Consider the following 18,847-nt stretch of genomic DNA (forward strand, 5'->3'; position numbering starts at 1 on the left):
CAGATGAGCAAGCAAGTAGTGATTGTCGGCGGCGGCGTGATCGGCCTGTTGACTGCGTTCAACCTCGCGCTGAAGGTCGACCGGGTGGTGGTCTGCGACCAAGGCGAAGTAGGGCGCGAGTCGTCCTGGGCCGGCGGAGGTATCGTTTCGCCGCTCTACCCTTGGCGCTACAGCCCGGCGGTGACCGCGCTGGCGCACTGGTCCCAGGACTTCTACCCGCAGCTGGGTGAGCGGTTGTTCGCCACGACCGGGATCGATCCTGAAGTGCACACCACGGGCCTGTACTGGCTGGACCTGGACGACGAAGCCCAGGCCCTGGCCTGGGCCGAGCGCGAGCAGCGGCCGCTGAGCGCCGTGGACATCTCGGCGGCCTACGACGCCGTGCCGGCGCTCGGGCCCGGCTTCAAGCGCGCCATCTACATGGCGGGCGTGGCCAATGTGCGCAATCCGCGGCTGGTCAAATCGCTCAAGGCGGCCTTGCAGGCCCTGCCCAACGTGACCCTGCGCGAGCACTGCGCGGTCACCGGGTTCCGGCAGGAGCAGGGGCGTGTCACCGGTGTGCAGACCGCCCAAGGTGTGCTGGAAGCCGACGACGTGGTTCTCAGCGCTGGCGCCTGGAGCGGCGACTTGCTCAAGACCCTGGGGTTGGCGTTGCCAGTCGAGCCGGTCAAGGGTCAGATGATCCTGTTCAAATGCGCCGAAGACTTCCTGCCGAGCATGGTATTGGCCAAGGGACGCTACGCCATTCCGCGTCGCGACGGGTATATCCTCGTCGGCAGCACCCTGGAGCATGCCGGCTATGACAAGACGCCTACCGGTGAGGCGCTGGAAAGCCTCAAGGCATCCGCGGTGGAGCTTTTGCCCGAGCTGGCTGATGCCACGGTAGTGGCGCACTGGGCAGGCCTGCGCCCAGGTTCACCCGAGGGCATCCCCTATATCGGGCGCGTGCCGGGGCACGATGGGCTGTGGTTGAACTGCGGGCATTACCGCAACGGGCTGGTGCTGGCGCCGGCATCATGCCAGCTATTCACCGACCTGCTGAACGGCTGCGAGCCGATCATCGACCCGGCGCCTTATGCGCCAGGTCCGCGTCTGGGCGCGTGATGTGAGAGCGGTTAAACCCGCGCCCACACAACAACCTGTGGGTGCGGCCATCCCCCGAAACTTCACCGCTGCGAGCCGGGCCCTTGCTCCAGGTGCGCCTGGCTGCAATACCAGTCGTTGCCCAGCCGCAGGGCGCGGTCATTGGGCAGGTGCACGCCGCAGTGGGCGCAACGCACCATCTTCAGCGGGTCGTCGAGCTTGGGCTCGGCAGGAGAGTGTTGGCTGGCCTTGAACTTGCGCCACAGCCAGAACGCAGCGGCGATCAGGGCGATCCAGAAAAGTAGACGAACCATGGTGTCCAGCTTGTCGAGAATGAAGAGCGACAGTCTAGGGCGGCGCCAATAAAAAAGGGAGACCTCGAGTCTCCCTTTCTCCTGCTGCGGTCGATCAGTCGAACAGACCGAAGGTCATGTAGCTGAACCACGAACGGTCCTTCTCGGCTTCCTTCGGGCCTTCAGGGCGGATCGCATCACCGTCTTCGTCCTTGGGCAGCAGTTCTTCAGGCATTTCTGCACGAGCATCCTGGAACTGCTTGACCACGTCCTGGTTGGCGCGGGTCTCACCGGGCGGCAGCGGGGTGTCGGTTTCGATCAGGCCCAGGGTCGCCTTGGACAGCCACGAGCGGTTGTCGGCTTCGTCCTGCTTGGGCTCGAACTGGCCATCGACCAGGCTTGGGTGGTCTGGGTAGTTGAGCTTGAGGGTTTCCAGGCTGGTGGCGGCCAGCTCGTCCAGGTGCAGGCGCTGGTAGGCCTCGACCATCACGGCCAGGCCGTCGCCGACCGATGGAGTCTCCTGGAAGTTCTCGACCACGTAGCGGCCACGGTTGGCCGCGGCCACGTAGGCCTGGCGGCTCAGGTAATAGTCGGCCACGTGGATCTCGTAGGCCGCCAGCAGGTTGCGCAGGTAGATCATGCGCTGCTTGGCGTCCGGCGCGTAGCGGCTGTTGGGGAAGCGGCTGGTGAGCTGGGCGAACTCGTTGTAGGAGTCGCGGGCGGCGCCCGGGTCACGCTTGGTCATGTCCAGCGGCAGGAAGCGCGCCACCAGGCCACGGTCCTGGTCGAACGAGGTCAGGCCCTTGAGGTAGTAGGCGTAGTCGACGTTCGGGTGCTGCGGGTGCAGGCGGATGAAGCGCTCGGCGGCGGACTTGGCGGCTTCCGGCTCGGCGTTCTTGTAGTTGGCGTAGATCAGCTCCAACTGGGCCTGGTCGGCGTAGCGGCCGAACGGGTAGCGCGACTCCAGGGCCTTGAGCTTGCTCACGGCGCTGGTATAGCTGTGGTTGTCCAGGTCGGCCTGCGCCTGCTGGTACAGCTCGGCCTCGCTGAGGTTCTCGTCGACGACTTCCTTGTTGGAGGAACAGGCAGCGGTGAGCCCGAGGATGGCGATCAGCAGCAGGTGTTTCACTTGCATGGCGGCTTGCGTCCCTTTGACGGCCGCTGTCTTGGGCGGTGCCGTCCTGTTATGATGAGCGCCCCCGGCCGAACCCGGGGCAAAAGAAGTCGTATTTAACCACAAGCGTGCAGCCGAAACCAAAGGCTGTGCGCCCGCCGAATCGAGCATGTCCGAGATCATTCAACTTAGCGCAGAGGTCCCGTCCGAACTGGGCGGTCAACGCCTCGACCAGGTCGCCGCCCAACTCTTCTCCGAGTACTCGCGCTCGCGCCTGGCCTCGTGGATCAAGGACGGTCGCCTGACGGTCGACGGCGCGGTGCTGCGCCCGCGCGACACCGTCCACAGTGGCTCCATCCTGGCCCTGGAGGCCGAGCAGGAGGCCCAGGGCGAATGGGTAGCCCAGGACATCGAGCTGGACATCGTCTACGAAGACGACCAGATCCTGGTGATCAACAAGCCCGCCGGGCTGGTCGTGCACCCGGCGGCGGGCCATGCCGACGGCACCTTGCTCAATGCCCTGCTGCACCACGTGCCAGACATCGTCAACGTACCGCGCGCTGGTATCGTGCACCGCCTGGACAAGGACACCACCGGCCTGATGGTGGTGGCCAAGACCCTGCAGGCCCAGACCAACCTGGTCGACCAGCTGCAGAAGCGTTCGGTCAGCCGCATCTATGAATGCATCGTGGTTGGTGTGGTGACCGCCGGTGGCAAGATCGACGCGCCCATCGGTCGCCATGGTGGCATGCGCCAGCGCATGGCGGTGACCGACGGCGGCAAGCCTGCGGTCAGCCATTACCGTGTCCTCAAGCGTTTCCGCTCGCACACCCATGTACGGGTCAAGCTGGAAACCGGCCGTACCCACCAGATTCGCGTGCATATGGCGCATGTGGGTTTCCCGCTGGTCGGCGACCAGACGTACGGCGGCCGTTTCCGCATCCCGCCAGCGGCCAGCGTGGCCATGGTCGAGGCGGTCAAGAACTTCCCGCGCCAGGCCCTGCATGCGCGCTTCCTGGCACTGGACCACCCGACTACCGGCGAGCGCATGGAATGGGCCTCGCCGCTGCCGGATGATTTCGTCTGGCTGCTGTCGCTGCTCAACCAGGACCGCGAGAGCTTCATCGGATGAGCGGCCTGACGCAGTCGCTGCTGTTCCCCGACTGGCCGGCCCCGGCCTCGGTACGCGCCTGCGTCACCACCCGTCAGGGCGGCGTCAGCCTGCCGCCCTACGACACCTTCAACCTCGGTGATCACGTCGGCGACGACCCGGTCGCGGTCGCCGAGAACCGTCGCCGCCTGAGCGACGAATTCGGCATTCGCCCGGCCTGGCTCAAGCAGGTCCATGGCGTGGTCGTGGCCGACGCTGACCCGGCATGTGTGGCCGAGGCCGACGCCAGCTTCACCGACCAGCCCAACATCGCTTGCACCGTGATGACCGCCGACTGTCTGCCCGCGCTGTTCTGCGATCGCGCCGGCACCCGCGTGGCCGCGGCCCATGCCGGCTGGCGCGGGCTGGCGGGCGGTGTGCTCGAAGCCACCCTCGACCGCCTTGGCGTGCCCGCCGAGGAAGTACTGGTATGGCTTGGCCCGGCCATTGGCCCCCAGGCCTTCGAAGTCGGCGTGGAAGTGCGCGATGCCTTCACCGCCCAACATCCTGAAGCGGTCCAAGCCTTCGTCCCGGGCGAGCGCCCGGGCAAGCTGATGGCCGATATCTACCAGCTCGCCCGCATCCGCCTGGCGGCCCGTGGCGTCACCGCCGTGTATGGCGGCGGCCTGTGCACGGTCAACGACCCGCGCTTCTTCTCCTATCGCCGCACGCCGCAAGGCGGGCGCTTCGCCTCCCTGGTCTGGCTGCAAGCCTGAGCCACATTTCCTTGTAGGGGAGCTAGTGCTGCCTCTGTGGGCGGGCTTGTCCCGCGATCAAGCGCGCAGCCCTTGCCTGGCAGCAGGGATACCGGGGCGGACCTGATCGCGGGACAAGCCCGCTCCTACAGGGTCTGGGGAGCCGGGTTGCCGGCGATTGGGCTGCAAAGCAGTCCAGTCACAACTCAACCTGCTGACCCGTGTCAACCCCGCTACGCTTGAATCTTTCAGAATCACCCTTATCTATTGGTCATCTCAGGCAGGTTTCTTCATTACAGGTGCTATCCATCGCTCCGCCTGCCCTTATAGGAAGGTATCCCCATGCGAATAGACCGTTTGACCAGTAAGCTGCAACTGGCGTTATCCGATTCCCAATCCCTGGCCGTGGGTATGGACCACCCGGCCATCGAGCCCGTGCACCTGATGCAGGCGCTTATCGACCAGCAGGGCGGCTCCATCAAGCCACTGCTGATGCAGGTCGGCTTCGATGTCAATGGCCTGCGCCAGGCCTTGGCGAAGGAGATGGACCATCTGCCGAAGATCCAGAACCCTACCGGCGATGTGAACATGTCCCAGGACCTGGCGCGCCTGCTCAACCAGGCTGACCGCCTGGCCCAGCAGAAGGGCGACCAGTTCATCTCCAGCGAGCTGGTGCTGCTGGCTGCCATGGACGAGAACAGCAAGCTCGGCAAGCTGTTGCTCAGCCAGGGCGTGAGCAAGAAAGCCCTGGAGAACGCCATCAACAACCTGCGCGGCGGCGCGGCGGTCAACGACCCCAACGCCGAGGAGTCGCGCCAGGCCCTGGACAAGTACACCGTCGACCTGACCAAGCGTGCCGAGGAAGGCAAGCTCGACCCGGTCATCGGCCGTGATGACGAGATCCGTCGTACCGTGCAGGTGCTGCAGCGCCGTACCAAGAACAACCCCGTGCTGATCGGCGAGCCTGGCGTCGGCAAGACCGCCATCGCCGAAGGTCTGGCCCAGCGCATCATCAACGGTGAAGTACCCGACGGCCTCAAGGGCAAGCGCCTGCTGGCGCTGGACATGGGCGCGCTGATCGCCGGTGCCAAGTACCGCGGCGAGTTCGAGGAGCGCCTGAAGGCCCTGCTCAACGAGCTGTCCAAGCAGGAAGGCCAGATCATCCTGTTCATCGACGAACTGCACACCATGGTCGGCGCCGGTAAAGGCGAGGGCGCCATGGACGCCGGCAACATGCTCAAGCCGGCTCTGGCCCGCGGTGAGTTGCACTGCGTTGGCGCCACCACGCTGAACGAGTACCGCCAGTTCATCGAGAAGGACGCCGCCCTCGAGCGCCGTTTCCAGAAGGTGCTGGTCGACGAGCCGAGCGAGGAAGACACCATTGCCATCCTGCGCGGCCTGAAAGAGCGCTATGAGGTGCACCACAAGGTGGCCATCACCGACGGTGCGATCATCGCCGCGGCCAAGCTCAGCCACCGCTACATCACCGACCGCCAGCTGCCGGACAAGGCCATCGACCTGATCGACGAAGCGGCCAGCCGCATTCGTATGGAGATCGACTCCAAGCCGGAAGTGCTCGACCGTCTCGACCGTCGCCTGATCCAGCTGAAGGTGGAGTCCCAGGCCCTGAAGAAGGAAGAGGACGAAGCGGCCAAGAAGCGCCTGGAGAAACTCACCGAGGAAATCCAGCGCCTTGAGCGCGAATATTCCGACCTGGAGGAAATCTGGGCGTCGGAAAAAGCCGAGGTGCAGGGTTCGGCGCAGATCCAGCAAAAGATCGAGCAGGCGCGCCAGGAACTCGAGGCCGCCCGCCGCAAGGGCGACCTGAGCCGCATGGCCGAGCTGCAGTACGGGGTGATCCCGGACCTGGAGCGCAGCCTGCAGATGGTCGACCAGCATGGCAAGAGCGAGAACCAGCTGCTGCGCAACAAGGTGACCGAGGAAGAAATCGCCGAAGTGGTGTCCAAGTGGACCGGCATCCCAGTGGCCAAGATGCTCGAAGGCGAGCGTGAGAAGCTGCTGAAGATGGAAGAGCTGCTGCACCAGCGCGTCATCGGCCAGAACGAAGCCGTTACCGCCGTGGCCAACGCCGTGCGCCGCTCCCGGGCTGGCCTGGCCGACCCGAACCGGCCGAGTGGCTCGTTCCTGTTCCTTGGCCCTACCGGCGTGGGCAAGACCGAGCTGTGCAAGGCGTTGGCCGAATTCCTGTTCGACACCGAAGAGGCCATGGTGCGTATCGACATGTCCGAATTCATGGAGAAACACTCCGTGGCTCGGCTGATCGGTGCTCCGCCCGGGTACGTGGGCTACGAGGAGGGCGGCTACCTGACCGAGGCCGTGCGGCGCAAACCCTACTCGGTGGTGCTGCTCGACGAGGTGGAGAAGGCGCACCCGGATGTGTTCAACGTGCTGCTGCAGGTGCTCGAGGATGGCCGCCTGACCGACAGCCATGGCCGTACCGTGGATTTCCGCAACACAGTGATCGTGATGACCTCCAACCTGGGCTCGGCGCAGATCCAGGAACTGGTCGGTGATCGCGAGGCCCAGCGGGCGGCGGTGATGGATGCGGTGAGCTCGCACTTCCGTCCGGAGTTCATCAACCGGATCGACGAAGTGGTGGTGTTCGAGCCGCTGGGCCGCGACCAGATCGCCGGCATCACCGAGATCCAGCTCGGCCGCCTGCGCAGCCGTCTGGCCGAGCGCGAGCTGTCGCTGAGCCTGAGCCCGGAGGCCTTGGACAAGCTGATCGCCGTCGGCTACGACCCGGTGTATGGCGCGCGTCCGCTCAAGCGTGCGATCCAGCGCTGGATCGAAAACCCGCTGGCGCAGTTGATCCTCAGCGGGCAGTTCCTGCCTGGCGCGGCGATCACCGCCAAGGTCGAAGGCGACGAAATCGTCTTCGCCTGAGCCCGGCAATAAAGAAAGAGCCCCGCATTGGCGGGGCTCTTTCGTATCGGCTTCCTGGTATTGGGCCTGCCGACGCAGTTGCGGGACAACGCAACCCCCTGATTTTTCTGGACCCGATCTAACTTGCTGAAAATTTTGAAAAAAATACTTGCACGGAAAATCGAGTGCCCCTAATATACGCCCCGCTGTCAGGCACTACACAGATCACCGGCGGTACAAGGGATCTGAAAACAATTTGCAAATCAGTAACTTGAAAGCAAATTGGGGGTTGACAAGCAAAACGAAGAATGTAGAATAGCCGGCCTCAGCAGCGACAACGCTGAAGAGTTCGAAGCTAACACAGCCTTCGAAGTTGTACGAAGTTCAGTTCCGCGATAGCTCAGTCGGTAGAGCAAATGACTGTTAATCATTGGGTCCCTGGTTCGAGTCCAGGTCGCGGAGCCAATTTCGGGGTGTAGCGCAGTCCGGTAGCGCGCCTGCTTTGGGAGCAGGATGTCAGGAGTTCGAATCCCCTCACCCCGACCATTTTCCGGGTCGTTAGCTCAGTTGGTAGAGCAGTTGGCTTTTAACCAATTGGTCGTAGGTTCGAATCCTACACGACCCACCATGTAAAAAGGGCATCTCGAATGAGATGCCCTTTTTCTTTGCCTCGAATTTGATACGCCTGCGATTTTGGGCCTGCCTTGCAGGCCTTCGCGGCACAAGGCTGCACCTACAGGAAAACGCGATCCTGTGTAGGAGCGGCCTTGCGCCGCGAAAGGGGCGCCAAGCGCCCCCAGCGATCGTCAGTGCAACTTCAACCGCGGCTCGGTGCCGCGTCCAATCTTGCTCCCGAGCATCATCATCGCCGTGCGGAAGAACCCGTACAGCGCCATCTGGTGCATCCGGTACAGCGATACATAGAACATCCGCGCCAGCCAGCCCTCCAGCTTCACGCTGCCCATCAGGTTACCCATCAGGTTGCCCACCGCCGAGAAGCGCGACAGCGACACCAGCGAGCCATAGTCCTTGTATTCGTAGCTCGGCAGCGGCTTGTTCTCCAGGCGCGCCTTGAGGCTCTTGGCCAGCATCGAAGCCTGCTGATGCGCCGCCTGCGCCCGTGGTGGCACATTGCGGTCGCTGCCCGGTTGCGGGCAGGCGGCGCAGTCGCCGAAGGCGAAGATGTCATCGTCGCGGGTGGTCTGCAGGGTGGGGCGTACCACCAACTGGTTGATACGGTTGGTCTCCAGCCCATCGATGTCCTTGAGGAAGCCCGGCGCACGGATGCCCGCCGCCCACACCTTCAGGCTGGCCTGGATCACTTCGCCGGAAGCCGTCTTCAGCCCATCCTCGGTCACCTCACTGACCGCCGCATGGGTCATCACCGTCACCCCGAGCTTTTCCAGGGTCTTGTGCACCGGCACGCTGATGCGCTCGGGCAAGGCAGGCAGCACGCGCGGGCCGGCTTCGATCAGAGTGATGTGCATGTCCTTGGGCTGGATGCGGTCCAGGCCATAGGCCGCCAGTTCATGGGCCGCATGGTGCAGCTCGGCCGCCAGTTCTACGCCTGTTGCGCCGGCGCCGACGATGGCCACGCTGATCTTCTCGCTGGCCACATCACCCGCATGGGCGCGCAGGTAATGGTTGAGCAGCTGCTGATGGAAGCGCTCCGCCTGCTTGCGGGTGTCCAGGAACAAGCAGTGCTGCGCCGCACCCAGGGTGCCGAAGTCGTTGGTGTTGCTGCCGACGGCGATCACCAGCGTGTCGTAGCCCAGGGTGCGCGCAGGCAACAACTCGCGGCCCTCTTCATCGAGGGTCGCGGCCAGTTGGATCTGCTTGGTTTCCCGGTCCAGCCCGCTCATGCGTCCCAGCTGGAAATTGAAATGGTTCCACTTGGCCTGGGCCACGTAGTTCAGTTCGTCTTCCGAGGAGTTCAGCGAGCCTGCGGCCACTTCGTGCAGCAAAGGTTTCCAGATGTGCGTCAGGTTGGCGTCGACCAGGGTGATCTCGGCCTGCTTGCGCTTGCCCAGGCTTTTACCCAGGCGGGTCGCCAGTTCCAGGCCGCCGGCGCCGCCGCCGACAATCACGATGCGATGAGTCATTGGGATATCTCACAAGTTTTACGGAATTCGTGGCCATGTCGGCCGGCCGCGGCTTGCAGGAGGGGAGGGCGAGCGCGAGGCAGCTCATAGCACCAGTCCACTCAGCAGGCGGCTCAACAGGCCCAGACCGATGGTCACCGCGACCACCAGCACAAGGAGCAGCAACGGCCGGAAGGGCCTGCGCTCGACTCGATGCTGGGGGGCACGCAGATACTCATCGACGCGACGCTGATCTTCAGGATTCAGGCGGCTGGTCATGGTGGGCCTCGTCAGATAGACGTTTGTGACTGCGCGCACGCCACAGCGTTCACGCAAGCGCTTGAAACAAATGATAATGCGTTCTATCGCTGGCGCCGAGTGTACGCCATCGCAAAGACTCTCGGCACTGGATCAAAGACTGATGCCCACGTCGAAGACGATGCTGCGCCCCAGGTTGCCACGCAGGAAATCCGGCGCATCGGGGTGAGCGAACAACACCCGGGCGAACGTCGGCCCCACCAGCGACAACGACCGCCAACCCTGGCGCAGGTATTCGGTCGGGGGTGGGAAATGGCTGTTGAGGTCCAGCACTTCGCGCTTGAGGCTGGCGAAGGCGATGATGTCCAGTTCACCCAGGTCCAGCCCCCGCTCCTGATAGTTATGCGCCTTCTTGCGCAGCGTCGGCGCCAGGCGCCCGAGCAGCTCCTGGGCACTGATCCGCCGTGGCCTGGCCTCGCGGCGCACCAGCTGGCTCAGGGAAAACGCGCTGCGCCGGCGCTGCAGCTCCTCGCGCCACTCGTCATTGAGCCGGCGCCCTTCATCGAGCACAAAGAACACCTCGAACGCCGCATCGCGAAACAATACGTCTGGCGGCTCCTGGCCGGCCGGGGTGAAATCCTCGCTGCGGTAGGGAATATTCAGCCCTTGCAGCAGGCGTTGGCACACCCAACGCTCGCGTTCCCATTTGCGGGCATTGGACAGAAACGCATTCGCTTGTTCGGCCTGGATGGTGAGCAGGCGCAGGTAGTCTGAGTCATCCATGGGAACAAGCTTAGTCGCTATCGATGACGGTAAGATGCTGTTTGTGCGCAAGAATCGCCCTTCGCCCAACCCGTCCCGGCCGGCGCTGGCAACGATAGGGTGTAGACTCGGCCTATTCGGCACTGCAGAAGGAGCGAACTGGTGATCAGCGCGCAGGTCCTGTCCACCACCAGCCTCACCCTGGGTTGGCTCGGCTACGTGCCCCTGCTCATCTGGGCCCTGGGCCGCACCCGCTGGGTGGAACTGTTCAGCGACAGCCGCCGCCAGCACCTGCTGTTCGGCACCGTATTCGGCCTGTTCATCCTGTGGTTGGTGCGACGCGACTTCGACACGGGCGTGTCCTACCACTTCATCGGCATGACCGCCGTGACCCTTCTGCTCGACTGGCCATTGGCGATTGTCGGTGGCGCCCTGGCCCAGCTCGGCCTGCTCGCCTTGGGGCGCCTGGACCTGGCCGCGCTGGGCGTCAACGGCCTATTGATCATCGGCCTGCCGGTGCTGGTGACGGAGGTGTGCGCCATCCTGGTCGAACGCGCCCAGCCGCGTAACCTGTTCGTCTATATCTTCTCGGGGTTCTTCGCTGCGGCATTGTCGGCGCTGCTCTGCCTGCTCGCTGCGCTGGGCCTGCTATGGCTCGATGGGCGTTTTGCCATGCCAGAGTGGCTGTCGGACTTCATTGGTTACCTATGGCTGATCATTTTCCCCGAGGCCTTCATCAACGGCACGGTGATCAGCGCGCTGGTGGTGTTCTGCCCGGAATGGCTGGAAACGTTCAACCGCACCCGATACCTGCAGGCACCTTGGAACGACGAAGATCGCTGAGGCCGTGTCGCAGCCAATAAGGCGCGGCCGCTGCGCAGCCCTGTGGGAGCGGGTTGTCCCGCGATCAAGGGCGAAGCCCTTGCCATGCCGCCGCATCCACCGAGCCAGGCTAACTTCAAAACTCCGAGCCCCTCCCTGTAGGAGCGGGCTTGCCCCGCGATGGGCCGCGCAGCGGCCCCGTCCGCCCCCGCTCCTTTGGCATTTCCAGAAACAATTTCCTAACTATATAAATCAGCTCTTCCTTATTGTTCGTAGTCCCTTTCCGATTTGCCATTTTACCGCCTTCTCTCCATTGCAGCGCCCATCTCCAGCGCCTAGCCTCGCTCTGCACGACCCATTGCGAGGTCTGTCTCTCTTAATAATGACCAAGGAGAAGGTACGTATGTCGTTCGACGCATTCATTCAAATCGATGGAATTCCAGGCGAAGCGCTGGATGAGAAGTACAGCAAGTGGATTGAAATCACTGGTTATCAATTCGGCGTCGCTCAAAGTACTTCTGCAACTGCAAGCTCGGCAGGTGGTGCAACATCGGGGCGCACCAGCTTGACCAATTTTACGTTCACCAAGTACCTAGATAGTGCCAGCTGCAAATTGATGGAGGCTAGCTGTTCCGGCCTGCACCTGAAAGAAGTAAAGCTAGCACTTTGCCGAGCAGGCGGCGAAAAGCTCAAATATTACGAGGTCATTCTCGAAGAGGTAATCATTGCTGATTATGCGCAACAGGTGAATGCCGGTGTGCCGACCGAAATTGTACAGCTCAATTACGGGCGTATCAAAACAACCTATGTTCAGCAGAAGCGCGAAGATGGCACGGGTGGCGGCAATGTGACGGGCGGTTGGGACCGAATTGGTAACAAGAAATACGCGTGAGGTATTCATATGTCTCAAACCCGGTCGTTCATTAACCCTAAAACCCAGACTTATGAAACGCTAAAGAGTAGCTTGTCGCTTTCAGGTTATTCGGCGGCTAAGTTTGATATTCTGAATGCACATATCTTTAACAGTGTTGTCTCGGAAGGTGAATTGGTCATTCTGGGCGACTTTTCTACGCCGTCCTGCACCAGTCATGAGGCTTTTTTGATGGCTGAAGCCAGTAGCATTCATGCTACGTTGGTGCTGAATGGTGTCGGCCCAGATGGGTTCTTTCTGGAGAATTTTGATTTCTTAAAAAGTTTGCTTGGCTATGCATCATTGGGAGTGGGGGTGGTTAGTGATGCTTGGAGTAAACATATGAAAGAAATAAAAAACACACTTATGCATATAGAGAATGCCTATCAGGAGTATTTCCATGATAAAGCTCCCGAGGCTCGCAATAGATTCTATATGAAACGTGCCGATTTGTTCTCGACACTTCGAAAACAATTAAAGAATATAGCTGCATACGGTTCTGGATTGCGACGTGATGCTTCGGTGAAAAGGTTATTAAATATTTCCACCAAGCGATATCTCCATGCGGGAGAAATAAAGGGGTACGCTGATAAAGTCGATGGAGTTGCAAAGGCAACAAAGTTTCTCAAAAAAGGTTTTTATGTTGGCGTGTCGTTTGATGTGATGTCCACAGCTTTATCGATTAATAAAGCCTGCACGCTTGGTCGTGAGGGCGAATGCAATAAGGCTACTTATGTGGAGGGTGGTGCGTTAATAGGTGGTATAAGCGGGGCGTCGATCGGTGGGATGATGGGCAGCACAGCTGGCAAGGCGGCTTGCATAGCCATTGGAGTTTCGTCCCTTGGCACAGGGGCATTGGCTTGTAGCATTATTGGTGCAGCGGGAGGGGCAATTCTCGCGGGTGAGATTGGTAATGACTATGGTGGAAAAATTGGCCTGCGGTTATATGATGATTTTTTGAATTGATAGGGTGGTGTCAGCTTGATTGGGATAGTTGTATTTATAACTATGGTCTTGACTGCTTGCTCTTTGGCTTATCTGTCGGGTCGATACTTGGACTACGTGGAATCATTGTTGCAAAATAGTGCTTTGGTCATGAGTGGTCGAACTGGACCAGGTAGTGCGGGGGTGCTAGGCAGAATGTCACGTCTTTACTCAATCGCATTGATATTGGCGTTTCCAAGGTTTTTTATACGGCGAGGGCTGCTTGACTTAAATGATTATGAGCGTTTCCCTTTACCTGCGCGACTGTGGTTGGTGTTTGTTTTCTATTTTTGCTTTTTTATAATTGGGGCGCTAGCTTTCTGTGATTTGAAGGATGTTTGTTAAATGCATTTAGCATGAGGTCGATACTTTAAGAGTAAGCGGGGAGCGAAAAACACTTCAAGGAATTTTGCAGAACTGGGTACGCCTATTGGTATTTCGCTTGATGTTACGATGACGGGAGTGTCCGGGAAGCGAAATATGTCGAAGGGGGAGCGCTCGTAGGGAGAGTTGGGGAAGGATTTTTGTTGGGGACTGTAGGCTCTATCGCTGCGAGCTAATTGTGCGTGGCGCTGGGTTTTTCGACGTATGGATTAGGGGCCTTTTTTTTGGAATTGCAGGTGGGGCTGTAGGGGGAATGGTTGGAGGAGCATTAGGAAGCAATCATGGGGAATTTGTTGGGAAATACTTGTACGAACGTGTAGGTGATTGATGAGTACTCCCCCGGCACTGTTGGTGTTGTTATTATTTTTATTGGCGATTAGTGGGTTTTTAGTGTTTTGTTACGTAGCAGCCCGTTATGTGGACTATATGGAGTCATATCTGCCTACCAGCCATTATATGAGGGGTAATAAGTTATATTTTTCAGAGATGGGGCTGCTTGGTAAGGTTTTGCGTGCAGGTGCGATAGCAGTGGCTTTGACGGCACCAAAACTATTTGCTCGTAAGGGGGCGGTAAATCTCAAAGAGATAGAAGATTTTCCTTTGCGAATGAAGTGGTTTCTAATATTTCTATGGAATGGGTGGGTGGCTCTATTGCTTGTATTGTTGGGGGTTGGTTTTTTCATTGGAATATAACGGGGCTCGGATTTTGTTGTAGCTAGGTGTAGTGCTGCCGGAGGGATAATTGGCGGTGCGGTTGGCGGCGGTGTTGGATCTGCGCTAGGTACCTTAGGTTGTGCTGTGGTGCTAGGAGTTCCATCTGCTGGAACGGGAGCTTTTGCCTGTTCAATAATTGGTGGTTTTTAGGTGGCATAGTGGCAGGGAATGGCATCGGTGCGTTGGGCGAAAAGATAGGTGTATATCTATATGGCGAAATAGAACGGTGACGAAATGGAAGTTAATGGATTTTGGTTGGGGGTTTTTTTAGCGCTCGTTCTGGTTTTTTATGGTTTTTTTAATCGCGGCTGAGATGTTTTTTGCTTACTCGATAGATGCCTAATTTAAGTTTATACCGGCAATCGATAGGTGCTAGTCATGAACTGTTGAGCGGGCTTGCCCCGCGACGGGCCGCGTTATATTTTCCGAGCCTGCATGCTTTTGTCGTAGGGACGCTTGGTTATAGGAAGCTTTGGCTATACCTGTCGAAGCGGGCGGTTATTTCCGTATGTGGATGGCGATGAGTTAAGCGTTTTTGGGGGTAGCGTGGCAGATATTGATTTACGTTTGGCTCTCTTGTGTCTATTTGTAATAATGATTCTTAATTTTTCAGTCTTGGTGTATATCGCTCATCGCCATGCTGAATATATAGAGTCATTAATGGAGGATGTGTTTCTGGATCAGGGGGAAAATCTTTTCTTTGGGTTTGGGCTTGTAGGTAAAGTTATGTATACGGGGGTTGTTGCTGGGGTCTTGACTGTTCCTAAACTTTACGCGCTTAGGGGAGCTATTGATACGGCTGCGTTAAGGAAGTTCCCTGCTGGCATGAGGTGGGTTTTAGTCTCGACGTGGAACCTTAATTCAATATTTTGTGTGCTGTTATTTATATTGGCCCCTTTTTGAAATGCTGCTGAGTATAAGCGTCTGAGAAGATATAAAATAGTTGTGTTCTTGGGGGTGAAGTATGTTATTGGTCTTGATTCATAATTTTTCGTTTGGTTGCAGGGGGTAAAGAGGTAAATGCATCTGGTTGGGTTTTTAATTATGTGGTGATCTTGGCTTGGTAGAAATTTTTTTATTTGTAGCGATGATTTTGATCCCGTGCTCAAGACTGTAGAAGAATGAGTATTCATCTTGGGTTGCTAGCGTTTATTGTATATGTCCCCATGATTAGCGGTTTTTTAGTCTTTTGTTATGTCTCGGCACGTTGTGTCGACTACTTAGAGTCGCTATTGCCGACCAGTGACTTTATGTTGGCAAATAAGAAAAATTTTTCGGCGATGGGGCTGATTGGTAAGGTGCATAGGGTCGGGGTGATTGCTCTGGTTTTGGCTTTCCCAAAATTTTTCGCTCGTAGGGGATTAATCAATATCAAGGAGGTTGAGGAGTTTCCTGTACGTACGAGATGGTTATTAGTCGCGCTTTGGGGGTTTTGGAATGTCATGTTTCTTTTGTTTGGTGGGCTGAGTTTTTTGTAAATAAATTCTGTGGAGCTTTTTAATACATGGAAGCTCGCGGTTAATGCTTAGCTGCGCTTGTGGATAACGGCGATAATTTAAAATTTTTATAAAATGTTCAGCGGGCTACGACTACTGGCCGCTAAGATCGCGGAAACTTCAAAAACCGAGCTTTCGGGGGCGCTCGTACAGCCGGTGATGGGCCGCGTAGCGGCCCCAATTACACAAGTGACTGGAGGGCGCCTCAATGCCGAGGCTCAAGATCCCCAGAATAAAGCTCATCTTCCGACTCATCCGCCCCCGGAATCTTATGTTCCTCAGCCGCCCAGGCCCCCAGGTCGATCAGTTTGCAACGGTCAGAACAAAACGGCCGAAACGGGCTCTTTTCGCTCCATTCCACAGGTGCACCGCACGTCGGGCAGTCCACAGTCAACGGCTGGCTCATGGCTGGCCTCCTCGTAACGTCAGGTAAAAGTGGTGCAGACGGTCGATCTGCTCATGCAACCAGCCAAGGTCACGGTCATTGACCACCACGTCATCGGCATGGCGCAACCGTTCCTCGCGGGCCGCCTGGGCCTTGAGGATCGCCTGCACCTGCTCGGGGCTGGTGTTGTCCCGCGCCAGGGTGCGCTGGATCTGTAGCGCCTGCGGTGCATCGATCACCAATACCCGCTGGGTCTTCTCGATCTGGCCAGACTCCACCAACAGCGGCGAGACATAGATCGCATAGGGCGACTCGGCCTTGGCCAGGTAGCTGAAGATCTCCTGCCCGATCAACGGATGCAGCAGTTCCTCCAGCCAGCGGCGTTGGGTGGGGTCGGCAAAGATCAGCTGGCGCAGGGCCGCGCGGTCAAGCTGCCCGTCATCCTGCAGCACGCCAGGCCCGAAGCGCTCGACGATGCTCGCCAATGCCGGCCGGCCAGGCTCCACGACCCAACGCGCCGCCTGGTCGGCATCGACCAGGTGCACACCCAGCTCCACGAAACGCGCTGCCGCGGCGCTCTTGCCGCTGCCGATGCCGCCGGTGAGCCCGAGAATCCAGGGGGTAAATGCCGCAGTGGTCATCAGTTTCCAAGCAGTTGCATGTAAGAGACATATATTTCATCACCCCAGAGCATTGCGATCCAGCCCGCAATGGCCAAGTACGGCCCAAAAGGCATGGTCGAGCCCATCGACGCCTTGCGCAGGCGCAACAGGCACACGCCGATCACTGCCCCCACCACCGACGACAACAACAGCGTCAGCGGCAACACTTGCCAGCCGCCCCAGGCGCCGATCAGTGCCAGCAGCTTGAAATCGCCATAGCCTAGCCCCTCCTTGCCTGTGACCAGCTTGAACAGCCAGTACACCGCCCAAAGGCTCAGGTAACCGATGATCGCCCCCCACACGGCTTCAGGCAGCGGCACGAACACGCCGAAGGTGTTGCAGGCCAGCCCCAGCCACAGCACCGGCTTGACCAGCGCATCGGGTAATAGCTGGTGATCGCTGTCGATCAGGCTCAGGCTCAGCAGGCTCCAGGTCAGCACCAGACCAAGCAGCGCCTGTAGCGTCGGCCCGAATTGCCAAGCCACCACCACCGAAAGCACAGCGCACCCCAGCTCCACCAGTGGGTAGCGGATGCCGATGGAGGCCTTGCACGCCGAGCACCGCCCACGCAGGGCCAGGTAACTGAGCACCGGGATATTCTCCCAGGCACGAATACGATGCCCGCAATGGGAACAATGCGATGCCGGCAGGCACAGGTCGAAGCGTTCGTGCTCCTGCACAGGCAGGCCAAGCACCTCCTGCGCCTCGCGCTGCCATTGGCGCTCGAGCATGATCGGCAGCCGATACGCCACCACATTGATGAAGCTCCCGACCAGCAGACCCAGCAGGCCTGCAAAAGTCAAAAACAATGCCGGCTGGCCGGCGAGAAAAGTCCAGAGATTCATGTCAGACCAAGTTACCCAACTGGAAGATCGGCAAGTACATGGCGACCACCAGGCCACCCACCACCACGCCGAGGACCAGCACGATGGCGGGCTCCAGCAGGCTGGTCAACTGGTCGAGGGCCTGGCTGACTTGTTCTTCGTAGTGCGTGGCGGCTTTTTTCAGCATCTGGTCGAGCGTGCCGCTGGATTCACCGATCGCTGCCAACTGCACTAGCAGAGGCGGGAACAGCGGGTCCGCCCCCATCGCCTGGTGCAACCCCTGGCCGTTGCCCATGGCCTGGCGCAGGCGCAAGACCGCCTGCTCATGCACCTGCCCACCACACACCGTCGCCACTGTACCCAGTGCATCGAGCAATGGCACCCCAGCCCCATAGGCCGTGGCCAGGCCCCGTGCAAAGCGTGCCAACGCCGCCTGCCCCAGCAGCTTGCCCAGCACCGGCACCCGCAACGCCTGGCGTGTTATCCACAGGCGAGCCGGCGCATGACGTCGGTGAAGCTCGCGCACGCCCACCATCAACAACATAACCACCGCCACCAACCAAGGCGCATAACGGCCAAGCCCTGTGGACAAGTCGATCACCCACTGCGTGAACGCCGGCAGCGCCGAATCGAAGCTGGCGAACAACCCCTGGAATCGCGGCACCACCTCCAGCAGCAACAGCGCCGACACTCCCAGCCCGGTCAGCAACAGCAGCAACGGATAGAGCATCGCCTTGCGTACCCGGCGCTGTAGCGCCTGGCGCTGCTCCAGCATGCCCGCCAGTTGCTCGAGCTGCTCATCCAGCGTGCCGGACTGCTCACCCATCCGCACCAGATTGCAGTACAGCCGGTCGAACCACAGCGGGTGGCGTTGCAGCGCCTCGGCCAGGCCCAGCCCCGCGCCAACATCCTGTTGCAATTGCGCCAGCAACCGACCCAGGTGCTCATCGCCCCCGCTGCGCCCCATCACCTCGAATGCCTGCAGCAGCGGCACGCCCGCCTTGAGCAAAGTCGCCAGCTGCCGACTGAACCCCGCCGCATCCGCCTTGCCACGCCCTGCTGGCCAGCGCCATTGCACGCGGCTCGCAGGCCGCACCCGCCCCACGCGGATACCCTGGCGCTGCAGGTCGGCCCGCACGTATGCCAGGCTGCGCCCTTCGGTGCGGCCGTTGATTCTGTTGCCGTTGATAGTGGTGCCTTCCCAGGCGTACACGCGTGTCGAATGGCTCATGCAAAAGTCCTTTATTGCAATGCCGACAAGCCCCGTAACAGCTTGCCGTGCCCATGGCCGGGCGGGTTTCCCTGTTGGTCACTAGAGTAGTCCAGCGAGCCCGGCATCCAGGC

Annotated in this window: 19 protein-coding genes and 3 tRNA genes; 13 read left to right on the forward strand and 9 right to left on the reverse strand. The window is 59.7% G+C overall.

What is annotated here, in order from left to right; all coding sequences use genetic code 11:
• The first annotated feature begins 3 nt into the window (after nucleotides 1-3).
• A complete protein-coding gene (gene thiO / locus K8374_RS03385) occupies nucleotides 4-1,104 on the forward strand; it encodes a glycine oxidase ThiO (RefSeq protein ID WP_224457922.1) in 1,101 nt (366 codons plus the stop codon).
• Between the two features lie 62 nt (nucleotides 1,105-1,166).
• Here thiO and K8374_RS03390 read toward each other — a convergent pair whose 3' ends face one another.
• The gene (locus tag K8374_RS03390) at nucleotides 1,167-1,397 is read right to left on the reverse strand and encodes a PP0621 family protein (protein WP_224457923.1); all 231 of its coding nucleotides are present in this window, start codon (nucleotides 1,395-1,397) and stop codon (nucleotides 1,167-1,169) included.
• A 94-nt stretch (nucleotides 1,398-1,491) separates the two neighbouring features.
• Nucleotides 1,492-2,511: an outer membrane protein assembly factor BamD gene (locus K8374_RS03395; RefSeq protein WP_084857026.1), complete on the reverse strand. Its 1,020-nt coding sequence runs from the start codon at nucleotides 2,509-2,511 to the stop codon at nucleotides 1,492-1,494.
• A 148-nt stretch (nucleotides 2,512-2,659) separates the two neighbouring features.
• Between K8374_RS03395 and rluD the strand changes: the two genes are divergently transcribed.
• From rluD to K8374_RS03425, 6 genes are all read left to right on the forward strand, one after another.
• On the forward strand, nucleotides 2,660-3,622 hold the full coding sequence (gene rluD, locus K8374_RS03400; protein WP_196144454.1) for a 23S rRNA pseudouridine(1911/1915/1917) synthase RluD: 963 nt from the start codon (nucleotides 2,660-2,662) through the stop codon (nucleotides 3,620-3,622).
• On the forward strand, nucleotides 3,619-4,356 hold the full coding sequence (gene pgeF, locus K8374_RS03405; RefSeq protein WP_224457924.1) for a peptidoglycan editing factor PgeF: 738 nt from the start codon (nucleotides 3,619-3,621) through the stop codon (nucleotides 4,354-4,356). Before rluD ends, pgeF begins: the two co-directional genes overlap by 4 nt.
• A 321-nt stretch (nucleotides 4,357-4,677) precedes the next feature.
• Entirely contained in the window at nucleotides 4,678-7,242 is a 2,565-nt protein-coding gene (clpB, locus tag K8374_RS03410) for an ATP-dependent chaperone ClpB (RefSeq protein ID WP_224457925.1), read from the forward strand.
• A gap of 368 nt (nucleotides 7,243-7,610) precedes the next feature.
• A tRNA-Asn gene (locus tag K8374_RS03415) sits at nucleotides 7,611-7,686 on the forward strand.
• A 4-nt stretch (nucleotides 7,687-7,690) separates the two neighbouring features.
• Nucleotides 7,691-7,767: transfer RNA gene (locus K8374_RS03420), tRNA-Pro, on the forward strand.
• A gap of 6 nt (nucleotides 7,768-7,773) precedes the next feature.
• A tRNA-Lys gene (locus tag K8374_RS03425) sits at nucleotides 7,774-7,849 on the forward strand.
• Between the two features lie 178 nt (nucleotides 7,850-8,027).
• On the opposite strand, the gene K8374_RS03430 is transcribed toward K8374_RS03425, so the two are convergent.
• The 3 genes from K8374_RS03430 to K8374_RS03440 all read right to left on the reverse strand — a co-directional run bounded on the left by K8374_RS03430 (nucleotide 8,028) and on the right by K8374_RS03440 (nucleotide 10,343).
• A complete protein-coding gene (locus tag K8374_RS03430) occupies nucleotides 8,028-9,323 on the reverse strand; it encodes an NAD(P)/FAD-dependent oxidoreductase (RefSeq protein WP_224457926.1) in 1,296 nt (431 codons plus the stop codon).
• A gap of 84 nt (nucleotides 9,324-9,407) precedes the next feature.
• Nucleotides 9,408-9,581, reverse strand: coding sequence for a DUF3094 family protein (locus K8374_RS03435; RefSeq protein WP_084857035.1), 174 nt, complete (start codon nucleotides 9,579-9,581; stop codon nucleotides 9,408-9,410).
• Nucleotides 9,582-9,713: 132 nt separating this feature from the next.
• Nucleotides 9,714-10,343 (reverse strand): DUF1780 domain-containing protein, encoded by a 630-nt coding sequence (locus tag K8374_RS03440; RefSeq protein ID WP_084857037.1) that lies wholly within the window; start codon nucleotides 10,341-10,343, stop codon nucleotides 9,714-9,716.
• Between the two features lie 141 nt (nucleotides 10,344-10,484).
• Here K8374_RS03440 and K8374_RS03445 point away from each other — a divergent pair, with 141 nt between their 5' ends.
• The 6 genes from K8374_RS03445 to K8374_RS03470 all read left to right on the forward strand — a co-directional run bounded on the left by K8374_RS03445 (nucleotide 10,485) and on the right by K8374_RS03470 (nucleotide 15,614).
• Entirely contained in the window at nucleotides 10,485-11,165 is a 681-nt protein-coding gene (locus tag K8374_RS03445) for an energy-coupling factor ABC transporter permease (RefSeq protein WP_224457927.1), read from the forward strand.
• Between the two features lie 382 nt (nucleotides 11,166-11,547).
• Nucleotides 11,548-12,036 (forward strand): Hcp family type VI secretion system effector, encoded by a 489-nt coding sequence (locus K8374_RS03450; protein ID WP_224457928.1) that lies wholly within the window; start codon nucleotides 11,548-11,550, stop codon nucleotides 12,034-12,036.
• Nucleotides 12,037-12,045: 9 nt separating this feature from the next.
• Entirely contained in the window at nucleotides 12,046-13,020 is a 975-nt protein-coding gene (locus K8374_RS03455) for a hypothetical protein (RefSeq protein ID WP_224457929.1), read from the forward strand.
• 729 nt (nucleotides 13,021-13,749) lie between these two features.
• Nucleotides 13,750-14,115, forward strand: a complete 366-nt coding sequence (locus tag K8374_RS03460) for a hypothetical protein (RefSeq protein WP_224457930.1) — start codon at nucleotides 13,750-13,752, stop codon at nucleotides 14,113-14,115.
• Between the two features lie 567 nt (nucleotides 14,116-14,682).
• On the forward strand, nucleotides 14,683-15,039 hold the full coding sequence (locus K8374_RS03465; RefSeq protein ID WP_224457931.1) for a hypothetical protein: 357 nt from the start codon (nucleotides 14,683-14,685) through the stop codon (nucleotides 15,037-15,039).
• 218 nt (nucleotides 15,040-15,257) lie between these two features.
• On the forward strand, nucleotides 15,258-15,614 hold the full coding sequence (locus K8374_RS03470; RefSeq protein WP_224457932.1) for a hypothetical protein: 357 nt from the start codon (nucleotides 15,258-15,260) through the stop codon (nucleotides 15,612-15,614).
• Nucleotides 15,615-15,837: 223 nt separating this feature from the next.
• On the opposite strand, the gene yacG is transcribed toward K8374_RS03470, so the two are convergent.
• The 4 genes from yacG to K8374_RS03490 are packed head-to-tail and all read right to left on the reverse strand — an operon-like array spanning nucleotide 15,838 to nucleotide 18,734.
• The gene (gene yacG, locus K8374_RS03475) at nucleotides 15,838-16,038 is read right to left on the reverse strand and encodes a DNA gyrase inhibitor YacG (RefSeq protein ID WP_224457933.1); all 201 of its coding nucleotides are present in this window, start codon (nucleotides 16,036-16,038) and stop codon (nucleotides 15,838-15,840) included.
• On the reverse strand, nucleotides 16,035-16,658 hold the full coding sequence (coaE, locus tag K8374_RS03480) for a dephospho-CoA kinase (RefSeq protein WP_084857051.1): 624 nt from the start codon (nucleotides 16,656-16,658) through the stop codon (nucleotides 16,035-16,037). Before coaE ends, yacG begins: the two co-directional genes overlap by 4 nt.
• Nucleotides 16,658-17,524 carry a prepilin peptidase gene (locus K8374_RS03485; protein WP_224457934.1) on the reverse strand — a complete coding sequence of 289 codons (867 nt, stop codon included), beginning with the start codon at nucleotides 17,522-17,524 and terminating at the stop codon, nucleotides 16,658-16,660. The genes coaE and K8374_RS03485 overlap by 1 nt, the downstream gene beginning before the upstream one ends.
• 1 nt (nucleotide 17,525) lies before the next feature.
• Nucleotides 17,526-18,734 carry a type II secretion system F family protein gene (locus K8374_RS03490; RefSeq protein ID WP_224457935.1) on the reverse strand — a complete coding sequence of 403 codons (1,209 nt, stop codon included), beginning with the start codon at nucleotides 18,732-18,734 and terminating at the stop codon, nucleotides 17,526-17,528.
• Between the last annotated feature and the right edge of the window lie 113 nt (nucleotides 18,735-18,847).

This window comes from Pseudomonas sp. p1(2021b), from assembly GCF_020151015.1.
Taxonomy (GTDB): Bacteria; Pseudomonadota; Gammaproteobacteria; order Pseudomonadales; family Pseudomonadaceae; genus Aquipseudomonas; species Aquipseudomonas putida_K.